Source organism: Sphingomonas sp. AC435 (assembly GCF_979253005.1).
Window position 1 is genome coordinate 445,133 of sequence record NZ_CEEDCJ010000004.1, and the last position, 21,946, is coordinate 467,078.

Below are 21,946 nucleotides of genomic sequence, written 5' to 3' on the forward strand. Positions count from 1 at the left end.
GATCAGGCTACAGATCGCTCCGCTATATGCAAGCGAGTTTCACGCTTGATCGAGCATCGCTTTCAGGCGCTCGTTGACGACGCCCGGATTGGCTTTGCCCGCCATCGCCTTCATCGTCTGCCCGACGAAGAATCCGAACAGCTTGTCCTTGCCACCACGGTAATCGGCCACCTTGTCCGCATTGGCCGCCATGATCGCGGTGATCGCCGCATCGATTGCCCCGGTGTCGCTGGTCTGTTTCAGGCCACGATCCTCGACCACCTTGATGGCACCGTCGCCGGTCTCCACCATGATCTCGAACACCTGCTTGGCGAGGCTGTTCGACAGCGTGCCGTCCGCGACCAGCGCCAGCAGTTCCGCCGCCTGTACCGGCGTGACCGGGCTGTCGGCGAAGCCGCGGCCGGTGCGGTTGAGCGCGCCGAACAGTTCGGACGTGGTCCAGTTCGCTGCCTGCGGAGCCGCCGCCCCCGCCTCCAACAGCGCATCGAACCAGCGTGCGCTCTCGACCTCGGCCGTCAACACGGTGGCGTTGTACGGGGTGATGCCCGCCGCCTCGTACCGGCGGCGCTTGGCATCGGGCAGTTCCGGCAGCGATGCCTGGCACGCCTCGAGAAACGCGTCGTCCAGAACCAGCGGCAGCAGGTCGGGGTCGGGGAAGTAGCGGTAATCGTGCGCGTCTTCCTTCGAGCGCATCGACCGCGTCACGCCCTTGTCGGGGTCGAACAGTCGCGTTTCCTGAACGATGCGACCGCCGGACTCGAGCACATCGACCTGACGGTTCGCCTCGTGCTCGATCGCGGCCATGACGAAGCGGACGGAATTTACGTTCTTCGTTTCGGTGCGGGTGCCCAGCGGCTCGCCCGCCTTGCGAACGCTGACGTTCACGTCGGCGCGCATCGATCCTTCTTCCATATTGCCGTCGCACGATCCGACATAGCGCAGGATCGACCGTAGCTTCCTCAGGTAAGCCCCCGCTTCGGCAGGCGAAGCCATGTCCGGACGGCTGACGATCTCCATCAGCGCGACGCCCGATCGGTTGAGGTCGACATAGGAGCGCGTGGGATGCTGGTCGTGCATCAGCTTGCCCGCATCCTGCTCGACATGGATGCGCTCCACCCCGATCCGCTTGCCGCTGGCATCCGGATTCTTCTCGTCCAGCGATATGTCGATCGCGCCTTCACCGACCAGCGGATGATAGAGCTGGCTGATCTGGTAGCCCTGCGGCAGATCGGCGTAGAAATAGTTCTTCCGGTCGAACCGCGACCATGTGTTGATCTGCGCGTCGATCGCCATGCCGGTGCGGACCGCCTGACGAATGCACTCGGCGTTCGGCACCGGCAGCATGCCCGGCATCGCGGCATCGACCAGCGACACCTGCGTGTTCGGCTCGGCGCCGAAAGTGGTGGACGAGCCCGAGAACAACTTGGCGTTGGAGGTGACCTGCGCGTGCACCTCGAGGCCGATCACGACCTCCCACTCGCCCGTCGCGCCCTGGATACGATAGTCGCTCATGTCCGGTTCCGATGATGAATATAGTTGATGGCGGTGAGCACCGCATTGCTGCCGAGCAGCGCGACGATCCAGCAGCCGCTGAGGATACGCAGGATCGCCGGTTGAAAGCCGAGCTCGTATGCTTCGTGGTGGGCGATCACCGCCGCTCCTGCCGCAAAGCCGAGAAACAGGACGCCGAGCCGATACTCGCCGCGCAGGATGACGCTGTTGCCGACGCAGAGCCACAGGATGAAGACCGCCAGCGCCAGGAAGAACCGCGCGAGGACATGCTGGTCGAACGGATGGTTGTCGATCTCCGACAGCGACACGCCGACATATGCGCTCAGGATCGCACCGAAGGCGACGTTCAGCGCGTTCTGCGCTTCCCGCAGCACCTCGACATTGTGCGCGACGAAGGCTCGCGAAGTTACCACCATGCCCCGGGTCGCGCAGTGAAGCCGGCGCGGTGCTGGATCGCCAGCCCGGCGTTGAGAACGCCCTGCTCGTCGAGCGGCTTGCCGATGATCTGGAGGCCGAGCGGCAGCCCGTCCTTGTCGAGGCCACCCGGCACGCTCATCGCCGGCAGCCCCGCCAGCGACGACGGCACGGTGAACACGTCGTTCAAGTACATCGCAATCGGGTCCGCCGACTTCTCGCCCAGCGCGAACGCCGCAGAGGGCGCGGTCGGGGTGAGCAGTACGTCGCACACCTCCCACGCCTTCTCGAAGTCGCGAGCGATCAGCGCGCGGACCTTCTGCGCCTGCGTGTAATAGGCGTCGTAGAAGCCGGCCGACAGCACGTAGGTGCCGATCAGGATGCGCCGCTTCACCTCGTCCCCGAAACCGTCCGCGCGCGTAGCGGCGTACATGTCCTGAAGGTTGGCACCGTCCGGCAGATCGCGCAGGCCGTAGCGGACGCCATCATAGCGGGCGAGGTTCGACGACGCCTCCGCGGGGGCGATGATGTAATAAGCGGGCAGCGCGTACTTGGTATGCGGCAGCGACACTTCGACGATCTCCGCACCGGCATCGCGCAGCCAGTCGATGCCCTGCTGCCACAGTGCTTCGATCTCGGACGGCATGCCGTCGACGCGGTACTCCTTCGGCACGCCGACACGCTTCCCCTTCAGGTCGGGCGACAGGTTCGTCTCCCAGCTGGGAACCTCGAGTTGCAGCGACGTAGCGTCCTTCGCATCAAAGCCCGACATCGCCTCCAGCATGATTGCGCAGTCGGTGACGTCTCGCGCCATCGGTCCGGCCTGATCGAGTGACGAGGCGAAGGCGATCGTGCCCCAGCGCGAGCAGCGCCCATAGGTGGGCTTGATGCCGCTGATGCCGACGAACGCCGCCGGCTGACGGATCGAGCCACCCGTGTCGGTGCCGGTCGCACCCGGACATAGCCGCGCCGCGACAGCCGAGGACGAGCCGCCCGACGATCCGCCGGGTGCGAGGGGAGCGTTGCCCCCGTCCTTGCGCCGCCAAGGGGAAATGACGTTCCCGAAATAGCTCGTCTCGTTCGACGAACCCATCGCGAACTGGTCCATGTTGAGCTTGCCGAGCATCCCCGCGCCCGCATCCCACAGGTTCTGCGACACGGTAGATTCGTAGGGCGGGACGAATCCTTCGAGGATGTGGCTGGCCGCAGTCGTCTGGACGCCGGCGGTGCAGAACAGGTCCTTCATGCCGATCGGCACGCCGGCGAGGGGCTTCGGTGCATCGCCGGCAGCCCGCGCGGCGTCGGCGGCGCGGGCGGCAGTCAGCGCATGCTCGGGCGTCTCGACCAGGAACGCGTTCAGCGCTTTCGCCGATGCGACGCGGGCATTGAACGCCTCCGCCACCTCGACCGCGGAGAAGCTGCCGTCGCGCACGCCATCGCGCAGGCCGGCGATGCCCAAATCCGTCACGTCGGCCATTATTCGATCACCTTCGGGACCGCGAAGAAGCCGTGTTCGGCCTGCGGTGCGTTCTTCATCAGGTCGTCGCGGATACCCCCCGCGGTCACGACATCGTCGCGCAGCCTGAGCGTGTTCGGGATGACGGCCGTCATCGGCTCGACGCCCGACGTGTCGACCTCTCCCAATTGTTCGATCCAGTGGAGGATGTTGTCCAGTTCCGGGGCGACGCGGGCGGCGTCCTCCTCGGTGATCGCGATGCGGGCGAGGCTCGCGATCTTTCTTACGGTGGCGGTATCGACTGACATGGCCGTGCGGCTAGCATCGCGCGTCGCCGCCGCGCAATGCAATTTGCACTGCCATGCCCGCTAGGGCACGGGCGGGCACGAAGAGTGGAGTAGTCGATGGCGCGCAAGTTCCTGTACGTGATGGTGGTGTTGATCGTGCTCGTGATCGCGGGGGCGTTCGCCTATCGCTTCTACGGCAACGACCTGATCCGCTGGACGCTCGTGCCGGGCGAGGCGTTCCACGCGCAGCCGAGCGTCGCAAGCCGCGCCTATGACGACAAGGCGATGTGGCTCGCCCGGCCCGACTTGCCGGGCAACCCGGCACTGTGGACGCCGGCCGGGTATAGCCCGCGCGCCAAGGCCGGCGGTGCGGCGGTGTTCTTCATCCACCCGACCTCCTATGTCAGCCGGGATCATTGGAACGCGCCGGTCACCGATCCGGAGACCAACGACCGCGCCGCACTGTTCATCCGCGGGCAGGCGAGCGCCTTCAACGAGGTCGGGGAGGTGTGGGCTCCCCGTTATCGGCAGGCCACTTTTGGCGCGTTCCTGACCAGCGCCGCGGATGCCGAGCGCGCGTTACGGCTGGCGTATGGCGATGTCGATGCCGCGTTCGACAGCTTCTTGCGCCAGATCGCGCCCGACCGGCCGATCATCCTCGCCGGCCATAGTCAGGGCGCACTGCACTTGACGCATCTGCTGCGCGACAGGGTGGCGAAGGATGCACGTCTGCGCCGGCGGATCGTTGCTGCGTACGTCGTCGGCTGGCCGGTGTCGCGCGCGACCGACCTGCCGGCGATGGGCCTGTCCGAATGTCGGACGCCGGACCAGCCGGGCTGCATTCTGTCGTGGTTGACCTTCGCGGAGCCGGCGGACCCGTCGCTGATTACCGACACCTACGATCGCACGCGCGGTTTCAACGGGCAGAGCCGACAGAACACGCAAATGGTCTGCACGAACCCGCTGGTCGGTCGGCCCGATGTACCGGCCCCTGCCAGCGCCAATCTCGGCACGTTATACCCTGCGAAGGATCTCACGACGGCCGAGCTCGTCGCGGGCAAGGTGCCGGCGCGGTGCCAGGGCCGCGGGTTCCTGCTGATCGGCGAAGGGCCGGACATAGGACCGTACGTGCTGCCGGGTAACAATTATCACGTTTACGACTACAGCCTGTTCTGGGCGAACGTCCGCGCCGATGCAGCCCGCCGGATGGCGGCGTTCATACGATGATTACGACGCAACCCGCCGCATTTCTGGAGGTGCTACCGACCGGCGGCCGGTTGATGGGGCTCGATGTCGGCACCAAGACGATCGGCACGGCGCTGTGCGACGCCGGCTGGAGCTTCGCCAGCCCTGCGACGCTTGTGCGCCGGACGAAGTTCACCAAGGACAAGGTGCAATTGCTGGAACTGGCCAAGGCGCAGGGTGTCCGCGGCCTCGTCATCGGGCTGCCGCTCAACCTCGACGGGACCGAAAGCCCGCGCAGCCAGTCGTCGCGTTCGTTCGCCCGTCTGGTGGAGGACATGGGACCGGTGCTGCTCTGGGACGAACGTTGGTCCACGGTCGCGGTGGAGCGTGCGATGATCGAACAGGATATGAGCCGCGCCAAACGGGCCGAGCGGATCGACAACCTTGCTGCCGCCTACATCCTGCAAGGTGCGATAGACGCCCTGACGATCGATCATACCTAAAGTGAAACCGATCGTTTCGGATATGAAAGCGAAATTCAGTAAAGATATGGGATAGCCTCAGGAGGCGGGCTCGCGTCCGCTCACCAGGAGAAGACCATGAGACCCGTTCTAGCGATCTTGTCGGCCGCCATCGCGCTGGGCTCCGCCCCAGCATCCGCCACCACCGTTATCGATGCCACCAACGACTTCCTCACCAGCTACACCGGGCCGCGCCTTGCGGATCTGGACGTCACGAGCTTTTCCGTCAGCTACGACGCCGGTAGCGCCCAGTTCCTGCTGGGGGCGACGATGGCCGGAACGATCGTCTCCGGATCTCCGGGCATCTACGTCATTGGCGTGAACACGGGCACCGGCACGATCCGCCCGTTCGCGTCGATCGGCCAGCGCAACGTCATCTTCAATCAGGCGATCGTCATCAACAAGGACGGCACGGGGCGGCTCGGCGCCGCAACTCTGGATCCCGCCGACATTTCGATCGTGGGCAACAGCTTCACGGCGCGCATCGACGCTGCGTTGCTGCCATCGACCGGATTTGCGTTCGATCGCTACGGTTTCAATCTGTGGCCGCGCGTCGGTTTTGCCGGCAATAGCGACATCAGCGATTTTGCGCCTGATAATGCGGTGTTGTCGGCGGTGCCGGAGCCGGCAAGCTGGGCGCTGATGATCGCGGGGATTGGCATCACGGGCGCTGGCCTGCGTCGCCGTCGGCAGGTCGCCGCCATCGCCTGACACCTGCACACCGGGAGCGGCAGCTTGCCCGTCGCTCCCGGCTTCGCTACCCGCGGGCGTCGATGGAACGTTCAGACCACCGCCCCGCCACGATGATCCAGGGGGGCGCGGTCTTTCCGCATCGCCACCTGACCGGCATTGACGGCCTCCAGCCGCATGAGATCGCCTTCCTACTCGACGAGGCGGAAAACTGGGTCGAGGCGAACCGGACTCATGCAAAAAGCGAGGCGCCGCTCGCCGGCCTGACGCAGATCAACGCCTTTTTCGAGAACAGCACGCGCACGCTGCTGAGCTTCGAGATCGCCGGGAAGCGGTTGGGTGCGGACGTCGTGAACATGCACGCCGCGCAGTCCAGCGTGAAGAAGGGCGAGACGTTGATCGACACGGCGCAGACGCTGAACGCGATGCGCGCCGACGTGATCGTCATCCGCCACATGAGTTCGGGCGCGGTGAAGATGATCGCCGACAAGGTGGACTGCGCCGTCCTGAACGCCGGTGACGGCCGGCACGAGCATCCGACGCAGGCGCTGCTCGACGCACTGACGATCCGGCGGCGGCGCGGCACGATCGCCAACCAGCGCGTCGTGATCTGCGGCGACGTGCTGCACAGCCGCGTCGCGCGTTCGAACATTCTGAGCCTGACTGCTCTCGCCGCGGAGGTCCGCGTCTGCGCGCCCTCGACACTGATGCCGAAGGCGATCGAGCGGATGGGGGTGACTGCCTTCACCGATTTCGATGCGGCGTTGGAGGGGGCGGACGTGGTGATGATGCTGCGATTGCAGAACGAGCGAATGGACGGGGCGCTGGTCCCCTCCCCCCGCGAATATCGGCTGCGATATGGTTTGACCGAACAGCGGCTGGCGCGGGCGGTCCCGGGGGCACTGGTAATGCATCCGGGGCCGATGAACCGCGGCGTCGAGATCGACTCGGCGGTCGCGGACGGACCGCAGTCGGCGATCACCGAACAGGTGGCGATGGGCGTCGCGGTGCGCATGGCGTGTCTCGACGTGCTGACGCGCCGGGCGCGCGGCGTGGAGGGCTGGTGATGCTGGCATTGACGAATGCACGGCTGGTCCTGCCGGACGGCGTCACGACGGGTGGGCTGCTGGTCCGTGACGGCATGATCGCGGCGGTTGGCGTCGTGGAGGTACCGGACGGCGCGGAGGTCGTCGATTGCGGCGGTAAGCTCCTCGCGCCGGGCATCGTCGACCTCGGCGTGTTCAAGGTCGACCGGGAGGCGTGCCGGCGCGGCGGGATCGTGCGGGTCGGGCTGATGCCCGATCAGTCGCCGGTGCTGGACGATCCCGGCATCGTGCAGCGCGCGGCCTTCGTGGGGAAGCCCGACCTTTGGATCCACCCGATCGTTGCGGCAACGCGCGAATTGAAGGGTCGCGATCTCGCCGAGATGGCGATCTGTTCCGAAGCGGGGGCGAAGGCGGTGGGGACCGGTCGCGGCTGGATTGCCGACTCGGCGGTCATGGCGCGGGTGCTGGCCTATGCCGCGGGGCTCGGCATGGCGGTGGTGACGCATGCGGAGGACGGTGCGCTGACCCAGCATGCCGTTGCGACCGAGGGCGAGACGGCGACCCGGTTGGGGCTGGCGGCCGCACCGGCAGTCGCCGAAGCGCTGGCCGTGGCACGCGACCTGATGCTGGCGGAGGAGACTGGCACGCGGCTGCATTTCCGTCAGGTGACGACGGCGGCGGCGCTCGATCTGGTGCGAGCGGCCAAGCGGCGTGGCGTGGCGGTGACTTGCGGCATCACGCCCGCGCATCTGCACCTGTCGGCGATCGCAGTCAGCAATTTCAGGACTTTCGCGCACCTTTCGCCGCCTTTACGGGAGGAGGCCGATCGGCAGGCATGCCTTGCCGCGGTGGCGGACGGGACGATCGACGTGCTGTCGTCCGGCCACGACCCGCATGGGCCGGAGGCGAAGCGCCTGCCCTTCGCCGACTCAGCGGCGGGTATGGCCGGGGCGGAGACGCTGCTGCCGCTCGCGTTGATGCTGGTGCGGGACGGGCTGGTGTCGATGGAGCGGCTGTTCGCGATGCTGGCGACAAACCCGGCGAGCGTGCTGGGGGTCGACAGCGGGACGTTGCTGGTCGGTCAACCGGCCGACCTGCTGCTGCTCGACCCACGAACCGCTTGGAGGATCGACGGCGAAGCCTTTGCTTCGGCTGGAAATACTCCGTTCCACGGACTGCCGGTCGAGGGGCGCGCCGTGACCCTGTGGAAGGGCGGGCGCGAGGTCGTCGCGCGGTAGCTACTCCGCCGGTTGAGCGACCGGCGGCGCATCCGCCGGCAACAACCGACCGCGCCGCCACGGACCGTAGAGATAGTAGAGCGCCGCGCCGATCAGCGTGACGGTCGATCCGATGGGGAAGCTCCACCAGAGAGCGTTCGCCCCCAGCGCCGGCCGTGCGAGCAGCGCGATGCCGAGCCGCACAGGGAACATCGCGACGAACAGGATGACCAGCGGCCCCCAGACCGCGCCGTTCGCGCGGACCGTTCCGAACAGGACCATCGTCGCGCCGAACAGGATGAAGCTCCAGCTCGCGATCTGCGCGATGTGCTGGCCGATCGGGATCGACGGGCTGTCGGCGGCGAGGAACAGGCCAAGCGTCGTGCGGTCGAACCACATGACTGCGCCGACCAGCATACCCGTCATCGCCAGATTGCAGATCAGGCCGGCGCGGGTGATCTGCGACACCCGATCCCAGCGGTTCGCGCCGATGTTCTGCGCCGCCATCGCGCTGACCGCCGCACCGATCGCGAGCGCGGGCATCTGCACGTAAGCCCAGAGTTGCAGCGTGATGCCATAGGCGGCGGTGGTCGCCACGCCCTCCCGGTTGACGAGGCCCACCATCGCCAGCCCGGCGACGGAGATTACCAGCATCTGCGCACCGATCGGCAGGCCCTTGGCCAAGATCAGGCGGACGAGGGCGGGATCGGGCTTGATGAATGCGCGGTCTGCGCCGGAGAGGCGGATCGGCAGCTTGCGCCAGCTCATATAGCCGACCAGTCCGGCGATCGCGATGCCGTTGGCGATCAGCGTCGCCGTGGCGGAGCCGGCGATGCCCATCCGCGGGAACGGACCGACCCCGAGGATCAGCAGCGGGTTGAGGCCCGCGTCAAAGATCACCGCGAGGATCATGAACCACAAGGGCGTCATCGAGTCGCCCGTGCCGCGCAGGCCCATCATCGCCAGCACCAGCATCATCGAAGCCGGCAGCCCTAGGAAGATCACGCGCAGATAGGATTCGGCCAGCGGCAGCGCCGGCCCGGGCGTGGCGAGCGCGACGAGGATCGGGTGGGCGAAGGCGAAACCCAGCGCCGCCACCACGATCGACGATGCCAGCACCAGTCCGATGGCGGACCCGAAGGCACGCCGCGCCTCCATGACGTCACCCCGCCCCCACGCCTGCCCGACGAGGATCGTCGCGGCCATGCCGAACCCAAACACCGCACCGAACATCAGGAACATGATGATGTTGGCGTTGGACGTCGCGGCGAGCGCGTCCTCCCCCAAAAAGCGGCCCACCCAGATCGCGTTGATCGACCCGTTCAGCGACTGGAGGATGTTCGATCCCAGCGTTGGTAAAGCGAACGCGATCAACGTCGTAGCGATCGGGCCGGTCGTGAGGTCGTTCCGTGCCATAGATCGGTGTGCTCGCGGAAGGTTAGGCTAAGGTTAGTCCTATGCGGCTCGTTTGCGCAGGTCGCATCGGTCTCGGTGCTCAGGGTGCGAGCGACCCGGACGATGGCAGATGCGGAGGGTGTAGGACAGGGATTCTCGCAGCCAATGTCTCGATGAGGTCCGAACTATCCCGGCAAAGGACGGGGTCCAATGTCGGCGACTGCGGTGAGTTTCACTTTCCGGGCGGCACCTGGACGCCGGCCTTCGCCGGGGTGGGTTACTGGGCGAGCAGCTACCATAAAGCAGGCGGGAGACCAGTGGCCGCGAGCACGCCCGTTTTTTTCAAACTGGGCTCCCGGCTTCGCGGGAGCACTGAACGTGGCGTTTTAGCCCAACCGTCCCAACGCCGCCTGCAAGCGCGTGGCTTCGGCCTGCTTGTCGGCATGATCGGCTCGCGCTTTTTCTACGGCCTCGGGCTTGGCGCGTTCGATGAAGCTGGCGTTCGACAGCCGGCCGTTTAGCGCATCACGCTCCTTCTCCGCGGCGGCGATCGCCTTAGTCAGGCGAGTGCGTTCGGCGTCGAGGTCGATGACACCTTCCAGCGGCAGGATGAAGGTCGCTTCCTCGACCACCACCTGCGCCGCTCCACCGCCGCCCTGCCCCTCGGCGAGGTCGACGCGGGCCATGCGCGCGAGCACCGGACGCTGGCGTTCCAGCCTGGTCAGAGTCTGTTCCGACGCGTCGCGAACGTGCAGCGGCAGGCGCGCGCCGGGCGGCACGTTGAGTTCGGTGCGGGCGGCGCGGATGTCGCCGACGAGGCGGATCAGCCAGTCGATCTCCTGCTCCGCCTCCGGATGCAGCGCGCGCGCGTCCGGCATCGGCCAGCGCCCGACGATCAGGTCGTGATCGCGTGGTGCCAGGCCATGCCACAGCTCTTCGGTGATGAAGGGCATGAACGGGTGGAGAAGGACCAGGATTTGGTCGAGAACCCAACCGGCTACGGCCTTGGTCTCATCATCGATGTTCGTTTTGATGAGTTCCAGATACCAGTCGCAGAAGCGGCTCCAGACGAACTGGTAGATCGCATTGGCCGCGGCATCGAAGCGCAATTCGGCAAGGGCGAGGTCGACCGCCTGCACCGTGGCGACGCATTCCGCGACGATCCACTGGTTGACGGCGTGGGTGGCGGCGGGAGGTTCGAGCGTGGTCGATCCGCCGATGCCGTTCGCCTGCGCGAACCGGCACGCGTTCCAGAGCTTGGTGGCGAAGTTGCGATAGCCCTCGACCCGCTTCTCATCCATCTTAATGTCGCGGCCCTGGCTTTCCATCGCCGCCATGAAGAAGCGCAGCGCGTCCGCGCCATAGGTGTCGATCAGGCCGAGCGGATCGACGGTGTTACCTTTGGACTTCGACATCTTCGCGCCGTCGGCCGCGCGGACGAGGCCGTGCAAATACAGGGTCTTGAAGGGAACATCTCCCATGAAGTGAATGCCCTGCATCATCATCCTGGCATCCCAGAAGAACAGGATGTCGAATCCGGAGATGAGCACGTCATTAGGGTAGCGGCCATTCAAACTCTCGCCGGGCGCCGTCGACGCACCCCCACCCGATGTGCCGCTCTGGGCCTGTCCTTCGACTTCGCTCAGGACGAACGGCGGGTGGCCATTGGATTGTTCGGGCCAACCCAGTGTCGCAAACGGCCAGAGTGCGGACGAGAACCACGTATCCAACACGTCGGGATCGCGGACCAGGGGCACGCCCTCGCCCGCCTCGGCCTGCGCTTCGGCCTCCGTCTCAGCGACGAAGATGCGGCCGTCCTCCGCAAACCACGCCGGGATGCGGTGGCCCCACCAGAGCTGCCGCGAGACGCACCACGGCTGGATGTTCTCCATCCAGTTGAAGAAGGTCTTCTCCCACGTCTTCGGCACCAGCTTGATCGCGCCGGTCCGGACCGCCTCGATCGCGGGCTGCGCCAGCGTCTTGGCGTCGACATACCATTGGTCGGTCAGCCAAGGCTCGATCACGACGCCGGAGCGGTCGCCATACGGGGTCTGGATGACGCGATCCTCGACCCGCTCCAGCGCGCCGGCCTGCTCCAGCATCTCGACCACGCGTTTGCGGGCGTCGAAGCGATCGAGGCCGATCAACTCGTCGGGAACGCCGCCACACTGGACAATACGGGCCTGCGCATCGAGCATGTTGAGCATGTCGCGCGCCTCGATCCCGGCGCGACGTCCGACCTCGAAGTCATTGAAATCATGGCCTGGCGTGATCTTGACCGCGCCCGAACCCAATTCGGGATCGGCGTGCTCGTCGGCGACGATCGGGATCAGGCGGCCGGTGATCGGCAGGCGCACCTGACGGCCGATCAGCACAGTATACCGTTCGTCGGACGGGTTCACCGCGACCGCCATATCGGCGAGCATCGTTTCCGGGCGCGTCGTCGCGACGGAGATCGTGCCGCTGCCGTCCGCGAGCGGATAGGTCAGATGCCAGAACTTGCCCTGGATCTCGCGCGTCTCGACCTCGAGATCGCTGATCGCGGTGCCGAGGCCCGCGTCCCAGTTCACCAGCCGCTTGTCGCGATACAGCAGCCCCTGTTTGTGAAGATCGACGAACACCTTCAGAACGGCGGCGGAGAAGCCCTCGTCCATCGTGAACCGCTCGTTCGCCCAGTCCATCGAGCAGCCGAGACGGCGCAACTGCTGCGTGATCTGGCCGCCGGACTCCGCCTTCCAGTCCCACACGCGTGCGACGAACGCCTCGCGCGTCAGGTCGGTGCGCTTCTCGCCTTTGGCGGCCATCTGGCGTTCGACCACCATTTGCGTCGCGATGCCGGCATGGTCGGTGCCGACCACCCACAGCGCATCCTTGCCCTTCAGACGGGCATGGCGCGTCAGGATGTCCTGCAGCGTATTGTCGAGGGCGTGGCCGATATGGAGGCTGCCCGTGACGTTCGGCGGCGGGTTGACGATCGTCCACGGCTCCGCGCCCGGACGATCGGGGCGGAACAGGCCGTTCGCTTCCCAATGGGCGTACCAGCGCTGTTCGATGGCGGCGGGGTCGAAGGTCTTGGGAAGTTCGGTCATGCAAGACCCTTAGCGGGGCTGCGCGCGGTTCGTCACCCCCCAGCCCGCCAGCATCATTTCGGACCGGTCCACTTCCCCATCCAGCCCAGCACCTCCCGATACCATTGACGCGAATTCTTCGGTTTCAGCACCCAGTGATTCTCGTTTGGGAAGACGAGCAGGCGTGAGGGAATGTCGCGCCGCTGGAGCGCAGTGAAGGCGGCCAGCCCCTGCGTGTAGGGGATGCGGAAATCCTTCTCGCTGGTAATAACGAGCTGCGGCGTCTTCCACGCGGCGACGTGGTTGACGGGGTTCCACTTTTCGAACGCGGCGGGGTCCTCGTAATAGGTCTTGCCGCCATGCTCCCACTCGTCGAACCAGAGCTCCTCGGTTTCGTAGGCCATCGCGCGGGCGTCGAAGACGCCGTCGTGCTGGACGATGCACTTGAAGCGATCGGGCCACTGGCCCTCGATCCAGTTCATCATGTAGCCGCCATAGGACGCCCCCAGCGCACAGGCATTGTCGTCGTCGAGCCAGCCGAACTTGGCGGTCGCGGCGGCGAGGCCCTTCTGAAGGTCCTCGAGCGGCCAGCCACCCCAATTGTCGCGGATCGCATCGGTGAAGGCTTGCCCGTATCCGGTGGAGCCGTGGAAATCGACTGCGACCAGGCCATAGCCGGCGCCCGCGAACACGGCGGGGTTCCAGCGGTACGACCAGCTATTGTTGCTCGATCCCTGCGGTCCGCCATGGACCATGTAGGCGACCGGTACCTTCCCCGTCGCGCCGACCGGTTTGACGGCATAGCCGTACACGGTGTCGTTGTTCGCGCCGGTGAAGCTGAAGCGGCTCACGGTCGGCATGTCGATGCCGGCGAGCTTATCGACGTTCACGCCCGTCAAGCGCTGCGCCTGCTTCGGCTTTGAGATCATGTAATAATCGTCGGGTGCGACGAGGCTGTTGATCGCCACCACCGCACCCTTCGGTACGACGGCCACAGCAGAGACATGGCCTTCGCCGGTCAGCCGCTGGACCTTGCCCGTCTTTGCATCGACGCGGAACAGGGGCGTCTCCTGCACGTCGTCGGCGGTGACGTAGAGCGACCGGCTGTCGGGCGCCCATGCGATCGACGCCACGGAACGGTCCCACGCCTCCGTCACCGCCCGCACCTGACCGGAGGCGAGGTCGCGGATCATCAGCACCTGACGGTCGGCTTCGTAGGTGGGGCGCTTCATCGCGAAATAGGCCAGGCTGCGGCTATCGGGCGATACGGTCGGCAGATTGTCCATGCCGTCATTGTCGGCGGTGAGGTTCGTCGGCGCGGCGGAGCCATCGGCGGGGGCGGAGAAGATGTCGAGATTGGTCGAGGTCGACTCGATCCGGCCCGCTTCGCGCAGGGCGAAGTATACGGTGCGACTGTCGGGGCTCCACGCCAATTCCTCCCCGCCGCCATAGGGCTTCGACGGCGTGTCGCCGACCAGCGCGCCCTCGATCACGACGCCGTCTCCGGTCGCGCCGTTGGCGGTCAGCGGCAGGACGAAGAGCTGCGAGCGGGTGCCGTCCGCCCAGGTGTCCCAGTGGCGGACGAACAGCTGGTCGTACGTGCGGCCGGAGCCGGCATCCGCGGCCTTCTTGACCATCGCCGGGGTCAGGCTGGGCGCGCCGGGCAGGCGATCGGCCCAGATGAGCAGCTTCGATGCATCGGGTGACACCTTAAAGCCGCTGAAGCTGCCCTGAAATGCGGTGAGCTTGCGCGCCTCGCCACCCGTCACCGGCATCGACCAGACTGCGCCGTCGCCGCCATCCTTGTCGGAGGTGAAGTAGACGGTGTCGCCGACGATCTGCGGGTCGTTCTCGTTGACGGCCGGTTCCGCCGCCAGCTTTTCGGGCTTCGCGCCGCGCTTCGTCAGGTTGAGCCGCCAGAGGTCGTAGGTGCCGCGATCGTTGGCGAGGTCGGTTTCGCGTTGCGCCCAGACGAGCCAATGGCCGTCTTTCGACGCGGTGGGCGTACCGATGCGGCTGAGCATCGTCACGTCGTCGATCGTCAACTGGCGAGCGGCTGCGGGCGAGATAACGGCGGGAGATACGGTGACGGCGAGGGCGAGGGCGACGCTCGCGAGGAGGAAGTGCTTCATGGCGGCAAGATAAAGCAGAAGCCTTAACCTGCGACAACAAGCCTCAGGTGCGCGCGCCGGGTTTGTCGAGCACCTGACGGATGCGCTCGTTCAGTTCGGTGCGGCGATAGGGTTTGCGGATCAGTTCGTAGCTGCGCGCACCCTCGTCGATCGCCTCGTCCGCGAAACCGGTGGTCAGCAGCACCGCGGTGCGCGGATAGTCGCGCTTCACCGCATTGGCGAGACCGACGCCGTTCATGCCGCCGGGCATGAGGATGTCGGTGAACAGCAGCTTGAAGTCCGAGTCGCCGGCCAGCACGTCGAGCGCGGCGCGCGCGCTGTTCACGAGCGTGACGTCATAGCCGAGGTCCCGCAGCATCTCCTGCCCGAGTTCGCCGACCTCGATCTGGTCCTCGACCATCAGCACGCGTTCGACCCCACCGCGCGACCGTGGCTGGACGACCGGCGAGCGGCGTTCGGTGGAGGAACCGCTGGCGCGCGGAAAGTAGAGGGTGAAGAGCGCACCACCGCCCTCCTGATTTTCGGCCGTGGCGAGCCCACCGGACTGGCGCATGAAACCATAGACCATCGCGAGCCCGAGGCCGGTACCCTTGCCCATTTCCTTGGTCGTGAAGAACGGGTCGAAGATCTTGTCGACGATCGTCGGATCGATGCCCGGACCGTCGTCGCCGATCGTGATCGCAGCATATTCGCCGGGCTGTAGCTTCAGCGAAGCGCCGGCACCGTCGTCGGGCAGCACGGCGTTGCGCGTGGAGATCGTGATCGTGCCCGATCCGCCCAGCGCGTCGCGGCCGTTGCCAATGATGTTGAGCAGCGCCATTTCCGCCTGCACCGGATCGATGCGGCAGTTCCACAAATGGTCGTCGAGCTGGCGACGCAGCGTCACCCCCTCCCCTGCGGTGCGATCGAGGATCGGGCGGAAGTCGGCGATCAGCTGGTTGAAGTTGAGCAAGCGGTCACGCAACTCCTGCTTGCGCGCGAACGCGAGCAGTTGCTGGGTCAGCGTCGCGCCGCGATTGGCCGACATCGCGATCGCATCGACCGCCCGGCGCGCGCCGCGGTCGGAGGCATCGATCTTGGCTTCGAGGATATCGACATATCCCAGAATGACTTGCAGAAGATTATTGAAGTCGTGCGCGATACCGCCGGTCAGCTTGCCGACGGCCTCCATCTTCTGCGCTTCGTGCAGCGCCTCCTCCGCTTCGCGACGGCGGGAGATGTCGAGCTGGGAGCCGAAGAAATACAGGAGCTCGCCGCTTTCGTCGAAGACGGGCGAGACGAACAACGCGTTCCAGAAGGTCGAGCCGTTCTTGCGGTAATTCAGAACCTCGACCGCAATCTCCTCACGCTTCGCGATCGCGGCGCGAAGCTGGTCGATGATGTCGCGATCGGTTTCCGGTCCTTGCAGGAAGCGGCAGTTGGAGCCGACGATCTCGTGCTCCTCATACCCCGTCATGAAGGTGAAGGCTTCGTTGCAGAAGATGATCGGGTTGTCGGGACGCTTGGGGTCGGTGACGATCATCGGCATCCGGGTCGTCTTCACCGCGGCGAAGAAGATGTCGTGCGGCGCATCGTGCGGCGCAGCCCGGTGATCGATTACGGGCGGCGGGACATGGCCATGTTCGAAATCGTCCGTACCCGCCAGGTCATGTGTTCCCATGCCGAGCGAACCGTTCGGCCGATCTTCAGTTCCGTTCGTCACGCGTCCGCTATCTCGGCTGACCGGTAATGCGCGCAATCTCGTCCGCGACCATCGTCTCGACCATCGCCGGCAGATTGCGGTCGAGCCAATCGCGCAGCATCGGCCGCAGCATGTCGCGGACCATCCCTTCCAGCGTGCCGTCGCTGGCGGGATCGGGCTTCACGAGGAGACGCGACAGGTTCTCGAGCGATCCCCGGCTCGCTTCGGCGGCGGAGGCGGAGATGATCGGTTCGGGCTCGGCCGCGGACGGCTTTGCGGGTGCAACGGGTTCCGGACGCGGCGGTTCGATGCGAGCGGCTTCGGCACGGCTGGCTTCGATCCGGGGAGCAGGCTCCGGCTCGGAATAGGATTGCGGTTCCGGACGGATCGGCTCGACACGCGCCGCTTCGGCGCGAGCCGTCTCCACGCGGGCGGGCTCAACAGGAGCGGGTTCGGGCCGGCGATCGACGCTGGGCTCGGCGTGCGAGAATTGCGGCCGACCGGGCTCCGGTATGGGATCGCTGAGTTCCAGCACCTCATGATCGTCGTCGCGTGGCGGGGGCGCGGGACGGGACATCCGACGCCCACGCGTCGGCCCGTCGCCTTCCTCCGCGATGATCCGTTTGATGGAAGACAGGATTTCTTCCATCGACGGCTCCACGCTCATGTCCCCCATCAGCGGCACTTCCCGATCGAAACGCCCCTACTGGCGGTTCGGCGACGACTTTCCTGTGGTTAATGCCGGGCTTCTGTCAACGTTCGAATCGAGCGCGGGGTCGAGCGGCCGGTTGACGATCGCGGTCTGGGCCGGTGTCGAACGGGTCGTTCCCGCGATCGGCGTCGGCTCTCCGTCGCCGCCGAAATCGCCGATCCGGCCGCGCACGCGCTGGTAATTGATCGTGGGATCGTAAAGCGATCCGCCGTCCAGCCCCAGGTCGCGGGCCTCTGCGTTGCCCATCGCGGCGATCAGCGCGAAGCCTGCGACATAGGCATCGCGGCGCGCAGTGACGAGCGTCACCTGGCTGTTCAAAAGTTCCTGTTCGGCGTTGAGGATGTCGAGGATCGTCCGGGTGCCGACGCTGTTTTCGGCGCGCACACCCTCCAGGCTGAGCTTGTTGGCGTTCACCGCCGCTTCGGACGAGGCGATCACCTGCTGCGAGGATTGCCAGATCGCGTAAGCCGAGCGGGTCTGGGAGACGACGGCGCGTTCGGTCGCGGTGAGCACCTCGAGCGCCTGACCGCGACCGGCTTCCGCCTGACGAACGCGGGCGGCGGGCTGCCCCCCCTGGAACAGCGGCAGCGACAGCTGGAAACCGGTGGTCAGGGCGGTGCCGCTGCCCGGAATGCGCTGGCCATTGGCGACGCTGGGCACCGAGCCGAGGTAATTGAAATAGGTGCCGGACGTGACCGCGGCGACGCGTGGCAGACGGGTCGCGCGAGCGACGCCGATGTCGTAGCGCGTCGCATCGGCCGACTTCCGCGCAGCTAGCAACTGCGGGTTGCGATCGAGCGCCACGTCCACCGCCTGCGATGGCGACGACGGCAGATTGGGGATCACCGGCGGCTGGTCGAGCATGCCGGGCGGCGTGCCGACGACGGCGATGTAATTCTCGCGGCTGGAGATCAGCTGCGCCTCCACCGACTGAAGCTGCGCGCGGGCGAGCGCAAGGCGCGCCTCCGACTGGGCGACGTCGGTGCGGGTCAGGTCGCCGACCTGAAACCGGTCGCGGCTGGCGCGCAGATTGACGTCGAGGACGCGGACATTCTGCTGGTTCAGTCCGACGATCGCCTCGTCGCGCAAAACGTTCATGTACGCGGCGACGACGTTGGTGAAGGTCGTGGCCTCGGTGTTGCGGAGCGTTGCACGGCCGGCCTCGACGCGCGTTTCCGCCGCCTTGACGGCATTCCTGACCGACCCGCCCTGGTAGATCGGCACCGAAAACTGAAGCTGACCGTTCGCCAGCCGTTCCGGGTTCAGGAAGTTGTTGTTCGCCTGAACGACGTTCTCCGTCGCCTGACTGTTCGCGGACAGCGACGGCAGACCGCCCGAGCGGGCGATCGGAACCGTCTCGTCGGTGGCGCGCTGGGCGGCGCGTTGACCGGTGATCGTCGGGTTGCTCGCATAGGCCTTTTGCAGCGCGTCGCGCAGCGTTTCGGCCGGGGCGGCGGTGCCCGTGAAGCAGACGAGCGGGATCGTTGCGGCGACCGACAGGCCGACGCGAGCAGTGCGAATGGTCATGAGGTCAGAACCTAAAGGCGGCGGGCTTGGTGAAGCCGGGGAGGATGACGCACTCGGCGTCGAGAAAGGGTTGCACGGCGTGGCCACCGGTGGTGCGGGCACCGACCGCGAGGCGGGTGACGCCGTTCTGGACGAGACCGGTCGCGATCCGGGCCCCGTCGCGAAGCTGGGCGAGCAGCGCGTCCGGCAGTTCTTCGACCGCGCCGTCGACGAACAGCACGTCGTAGGGCGCACCGGGGGCATGGCCTTCGGTCAGCGGCGCTTCCACGACGGTCGCTGTGTCCCCGAGCGCGGTACGGGCGACGGCGACGAGTTCGGGATCGCTCTCGACCGCCGTCACGACCGCGCCAAGCTCGACCAGCAGCGCCGCGGTGTAGCCGCCGGTCGCGCCGATCAGCAGCACCCGGTCTGCAGGCACGATCTCGACGGCGTTGACGAGCCGCGCGGTGGCGAGCGGCGAATTCTGGTAGCGGGCACGGCCGAGCGGGATCGCGGTGTCGCGATACGCGAGCGACGCCGCGGTCGAAGGCAGATACGCCTCGCGCGGGATCGTCGCCATCGCCGTGACGACGCGCTGGTCGTCGACCGCGTTCGGCCGTAGCTGGCTGGCGACCATCGCTTGCCGAAGCCGGGCGATGTCCACGGATGCGTGAGTCGTCGTCGTCGTCATACCACCCCCGTCGCACAACCGTATTAGTTGTGCAATACACTTGATTAACCTTGTCGTATCCCGCCCGGGCCGGGCAGCGCAAGCGGGATGGACATCGTGGCTCTTCGGTTCGCCCTTCTTAATCGGCGGATCGCGAAATTTTGGTTAACGCACGCTAACCGCGGCGTACGGGTGAACTCAGCGGTTGACGCCCGGCTGTTTCCACCGCATTGCGCCGCCTCCCCGCGTCGAGGCCCGATGGCGGAGTGGTGACGCAGAGGACTGCAAATCCTTGCACCCGGGTTCGATTCCCGGTCGGGCCTCCAGACGGTCGAGACGCTGCCGCATGGCGCGTCGGGTCCACGTTCTTATGGTGCCGGGGCGTGTGTCGTTGATGGCCAATCGCGTCGGGTGTCAGTGCGCTCCCACGCGTTTCACTCCGGCGAAGACGCCGAGGTCACATCAGCCAGCACCATATATGGCGGATTATCAGTCCCCTGATCGCAGCTTCTAGCCCGAATGGGATATGGCATCCGGTTCAACCCGAGTTGTACCCTCGTCGGTGGCATCGTTTCTACCGAGTCGATGTCGGGGGAGAACAACTATGAAAATGTTCAGTGCAATTTCGATAGCTGCTGTTGCGGCTGTTTCTGCGGCATCGCCGGCGGCATCCACCACCATCGACTTCACGGGGTTTTCCACCGGCGCGACCGCCAGCCCCATCGTGTATCCGGAAGCAACCTTCACCTCTTCGACCGGGCGGTTTTTCGTCGGCGCTGCGGGACTGGCGAATGAAATCTGCCCGTATACAGTCGGCGGCAACTGTTCGGCGTCGATGACCGTCCTGTTTTCGGCCGCGGTCGACGCCCTGACGTTCGAAACGTCGGGCTATGACGGGGCGTCGAACCTGTTCGTCTCCGGAATCGGTGCGGGTGGCGCGTTCGCTACTTCGTTTAACAACGGCGGCGGTTTCGATACGCTCTTTATCGACCTCACTGCTTTCAGCGGCATCACCAGCCTGTCGCTGAGCACCGACGACCCTGCGGGCGTTGCGTATGACGCGTTCACGTTCCAGGCGAGCGGCGCCGTTCCGGAACCTGCCTCCTGGGCACTGATGATCGCGGGCGCCGGGGTTGCAGGCGGCGCTCTCCGCCGTCGCCGTTCGGTCAAGACGAGCATTTCGTTCGCCTGATTCGCTCGTTTACGAGATGTCTTGCAAGGGCCGTCGATCGTCGGATCGGCGGCCCCTTTTTCATTGCCCATTTTGCACCGGAAGCGCCCGCGATAGCGACAGGGCTGCCAGCAGCGCTATGTCGGCGGGCGGCATGGGCAGTGAGGCAAGGTCGGCCGGCAATCCCCATCGCAGGGCGCTCGCCTCGATCGCACGCGGTTCTCCCGTCCAGCCGCTCACGGCGTAGAGCAGCAACAGCAGATGGCGCCCGCCGTCCGCCGGCACGCTGGCGAACGTCACCGGAGTCGGCGCGGCGACATCGACGGAGATCCCCAATTCCTCTCGCAGCTCCCGAACGAGCGCGGCTTCGGGCGATTCGTCGGGCTCGATCTTGCCGCCGGGAAATTCCCACAGGCCGCCATGCGCCTTTTCGACCGGACGTTGCTGCATCAGCACTCGACCCGCCGGATCGATCAGCGCAGCAGCGACGACGGGCAGGAGGATGGTGCCTGTCATCTCATGATTCCTTAAAGCATGTGCCGTAATCGGCCGATCATGCGGACGCTGTTCCAGACCCTATTCGATTCCCGTGTCCGTCGCGACAAGCGCGGTGCCACGTCCGTCGAATATGGCATGATCCTCGCCTTCGTCGTGCTGGTGATGCTGGCGACGCTGAGCCAGGTCGCGGACGTGACCACGCACCTTTGGAACAACGTGTCCGACAAGGTCCAGAAAGCATCCTGAAAACAACCGGTCCGGGCTTAAGACGTTTTTAATGCCCGCCGCCTAGACACCGTGGTGCTGACCCGGTGAACCGCCGGTAGGCCGGGTGACTGAAGCTTCAGATACGGAGACCGGAAATGCAGATGATCCGCAAGATTTTCAAGAACAAGAAGGGCGCCACCGCCATCGAGTACGGCCTGATCGCCGCTCTGATCGCCGTCGCCGCCATTGCCGCGATGCAGGGCCTGGGTGGCCAGCTCAAGAAGACCTTCGAGAACGTTTCGTCGAACATGAAGGCAGGCTGATAGCCACCTTCGACGACGACGAACGAAGTTCGGGCGGCGGGGCAGATGTTCCGCCGCCCGAATTGTTTCTACCGGGAGAATGATGTGATCAAGCTATTTCGAAAGGTGTTCGCAGAGCGCCGCGCCGCGACTGCGATCGAGTACGGCCTGATCGCAGCGCTGATCGCCGTCGCCGCGATCGCCGCAATGCAGGGACTGGGCGGCAAGGTCAAAAAAACGTTCGAAAACGTCTCGTCCAACATGAAGGTGTCGTAG

General features: G+C 66.0%; 21 protein-coding genes and 1 tRNA gene. 10 read left to right on the top strand and 12 right to left on the bottom strand.

Annotation, left to right across the window (positions count from 1 at the left end; all coding sequences use genetic code 11):
* Positions 1-39 precede the first annotated feature (39 nt).
* The 4 genes from gatB to gatC are packed head-to-tail and all read right to left on the bottom strand — an operon-like array spanning position 40 to position 3,690.
* Entirely contained in the window at positions 40-1,512 is a 1,473-nt protein-coding gene (gene gatB, locus AC0CH8_RS11150) for an Asp-tRNA(Asn)/Glu-tRNA(Gln) amidotransferase subunit GatB (RefSeq protein WP_465239926.1), read from the bottom strand.
* Positions 1,509-1,928 (bottom strand): hypothetical protein, encoded by a 420-nt coding sequence (locus AC0CH8_RS11155; RefSeq protein WP_465239927.1) that lies wholly within the window; start codon positions 1,926-1,928, stop codon positions 1,509-1,511. Before AC0CH8_RS11155 ends, gatB begins: the two co-directional genes overlap by 4 nt.
* Entirely contained in the window at positions 1,919-3,403 is a 1,485-nt protein-coding gene (gene gatA, locus AC0CH8_RS11160; RefSeq protein WP_465239928.1) for an Asp-tRNA(Asn)/Glu-tRNA(Gln) amidotransferase subunit GatA, read from the bottom strand. The genes AC0CH8_RS11155 and gatA overlap by 10 nt, the downstream gene beginning before the upstream one ends.
* Complete coding sequence (gene gatC, locus AC0CH8_RS11165; protein ID WP_120581787.1) at positions 3,403-3,690, bottom strand: Asp-tRNA(Asn)/Glu-tRNA(Gln) amidotransferase subunit GatC; 288 nt, start codon at positions 3,688-3,690, stop codon at positions 3,403-3,405. The genes gatA and gatC overlap by 1 nt, the downstream gene beginning before the upstream one ends.
* A gap of 96 nt (positions 3,691-3,786) precedes the next feature.
* Here gatC and AC0CH8_RS11170 point away from each other — a divergent pair, with 96 nt between their 5' ends.
* The 5 genes from AC0CH8_RS11170 (at position 3,787) to AC0CH8_RS11190 (ending at position 8,349) form a co-directional block, all read left to right on the top strand.
* Complete coding sequence (locus AC0CH8_RS11170) at positions 3,787-4,896, top strand: DUF3089 domain-containing protein (protein ID WP_465239929.1); 1,110 nt, start codon at positions 3,787-3,789, stop codon at positions 4,894-4,896.
* Positions 4,893-5,357, top strand: coding sequence for a Holliday junction resolvase RuvX (gene ruvX, locus AC0CH8_RS11175; RefSeq protein ID WP_465239930.1), 465 nt, complete (start codon positions 4,893-4,895; stop codon positions 5,355-5,357). The genes AC0CH8_RS11170 and ruvX overlap by 4 nt, the downstream gene beginning before the upstream one ends.
* A 96-nt stretch (positions 5,358-5,453) precedes the next feature.
* A complete protein-coding gene (locus tag AC0CH8_RS11180) occupies positions 5,454-6,086 on the top strand; it encodes a PEPxxWA-CTERM sorting domain-containing protein (RefSeq protein ID WP_465239931.1) in 633 nt (210 codons plus the stop codon).
* A gap of 62 nt (positions 6,087-6,148) precedes the next feature.
* On the top strand, positions 6,149-7,132 hold the full coding sequence (locus AC0CH8_RS11185; RefSeq protein WP_465239932.1) for an aspartate carbamoyltransferase catalytic subunit: 984 nt from the start codon (positions 6,149-6,151) through the stop codon (positions 7,130-7,132).
* Positions 7,132-8,349: a dihydroorotase gene (locus tag AC0CH8_RS11190; RefSeq protein ID WP_465239933.1), complete on the top strand. Its 1,218-nt coding sequence runs from the start codon at positions 7,132-7,134 to the stop codon at positions 8,347-8,349. The genes AC0CH8_RS11185 and AC0CH8_RS11190 overlap by 1 nt, the downstream gene beginning before the upstream one ends.
* On the opposite strand, the gene AC0CH8_RS11195 is transcribed toward AC0CH8_RS11190, so the two are convergent.
* The 7 genes from AC0CH8_RS11195 to AC0CH8_RS11225 form a co-directional block, all read right to left on the bottom strand.
* Positions 8,350-9,744 (bottom strand): MATE family efflux transporter, encoded by a 1,395-nt coding sequence (locus AC0CH8_RS11195; protein ID WP_465239934.1) that lies wholly within the window; start codon positions 9,742-9,744, stop codon positions 8,350-8,352.
* A gap of 365 nt (positions 9,745-10,109) precedes the next feature.
* Positions 10,110-12,812 (bottom strand): valine--tRNA ligase, encoded by a 2,703-nt coding sequence (locus AC0CH8_RS11200; protein WP_465239935.1) that lies wholly within the window; start codon positions 12,810-12,812, stop codon positions 10,110-10,112.
* A gap of 53 nt (positions 12,813-12,865) precedes the next feature.
* Positions 12,866-14,923 carry a S9 family peptidase gene (locus AC0CH8_RS11205; RefSeq protein ID WP_465239936.1) on the bottom strand — a complete coding sequence of 686 codons (2,058 nt, stop codon included), beginning with the start codon at positions 14,921-14,923 and terminating at the stop codon, positions 12,866-12,868.
* 43 nt (positions 14,924-14,966) lie between these two features.
* Entirely contained in the window at positions 14,967-16,583 is a 1,617-nt protein-coding gene (locus tag AC0CH8_RS11210; RefSeq protein ID WP_465239937.1) for a histidine kinase famiy protein, read from the bottom strand.
* A 49-nt stretch (positions 16,584-16,632) separates the two neighbouring features.
* Complete coding sequence (locus tag AC0CH8_RS11215) at positions 16,633-17,280, bottom strand: DUF2497 domain-containing protein (RefSeq protein WP_465239938.1); 648 nt, start codon at positions 17,278-17,280, stop codon at positions 16,633-16,635.
* A gap of 27 nt (positions 17,281-17,307) precedes the next feature.
* On the bottom strand, positions 17,308-18,843 hold the full coding sequence (locus AC0CH8_RS11220; RefSeq protein ID WP_204193472.1) for a TolC family outer membrane protein: 1,536 nt from the start codon (positions 18,841-18,843) through the stop codon (positions 17,308-17,310).
* Positions 18,844-18,847: 4 nt separating this feature from the next.
* On the bottom strand, positions 18,848-19,513 hold the full coding sequence (locus AC0CH8_RS11225) for a protein-L-isoaspartate O-methyltransferase family protein (protein ID WP_465239939.1): 666 nt from the start codon (positions 19,511-19,513) through the stop codon (positions 18,848-18,850).
* 231 nt (positions 19,514-19,744) lie between these two features.
* On the opposite strand from AC0CH8_RS11225, the gene AC0CH8_RS11230 reads away from it, so the two are divergent.
* Positions 19,745-19,818, top strand: a tRNA-Cys gene (locus AC0CH8_RS11230).
* Positions 19,819-20,096: 278 nt separating this feature from the next.
* Positions 20,097-20,684, top strand: a complete 588-nt coding sequence (locus AC0CH8_RS11235; protein ID WP_465239940.1) for a PEPxxWA-CTERM sorting domain-containing protein — start codon at positions 20,097-20,099, stop codon at positions 20,682-20,684.
* Positions 20,685-20,744: 60 nt separating this feature from the next.
* Here AC0CH8_RS11235 and AC0CH8_RS11240 read toward each other — a convergent pair whose 3' ends face one another.
* Positions 20,745-21,179 carry a (deoxy)nucleoside triphosphate pyrophosphohydrolase gene (locus AC0CH8_RS11240; protein ID WP_465239941.1) on the bottom strand — a complete coding sequence of 145 codons (435 nt, stop codon included), beginning with the start codon at positions 21,177-21,179 and terminating at the stop codon, positions 20,745-20,747.
* A gap of 39 nt (positions 21,180-21,218) precedes the next feature.
* On the opposite strand from AC0CH8_RS11240, the gene AC0CH8_RS11245 reads away from it, so the two are divergent.
* The 3 genes from AC0CH8_RS11245 to AC0CH8_RS11255 all read left to right on the top strand — a co-directional run bounded on the left by AC0CH8_RS11245 (position 21,219) and on the right by AC0CH8_RS11255 (position 21,946).
* Entirely contained in the window at positions 21,219-21,407 is a 189-nt protein-coding gene (locus AC0CH8_RS11245; protein WP_204193479.1) for a Flp family type IVb pilin, read from the top strand.
* A 116-nt stretch (positions 21,408-21,523) separates the two neighbouring features.
* A complete protein-coding gene (locus AC0CH8_RS11250) occupies positions 21,524-21,691 on the top strand; it encodes a Flp family type IVb pilin (protein ID WP_204193481.1) in 168 nt (55 codons plus the stop codon).
* A gap of 87 nt (positions 21,692-21,778) precedes the next feature.
* On the top strand, positions 21,779-21,946 hold the full coding sequence (locus AC0CH8_RS11255) for a Flp family type IVb pilin (RefSeq protein WP_318293465.1): 168 nt from the start codon (positions 21,779-21,781) through the stop codon (positions 21,944-21,946).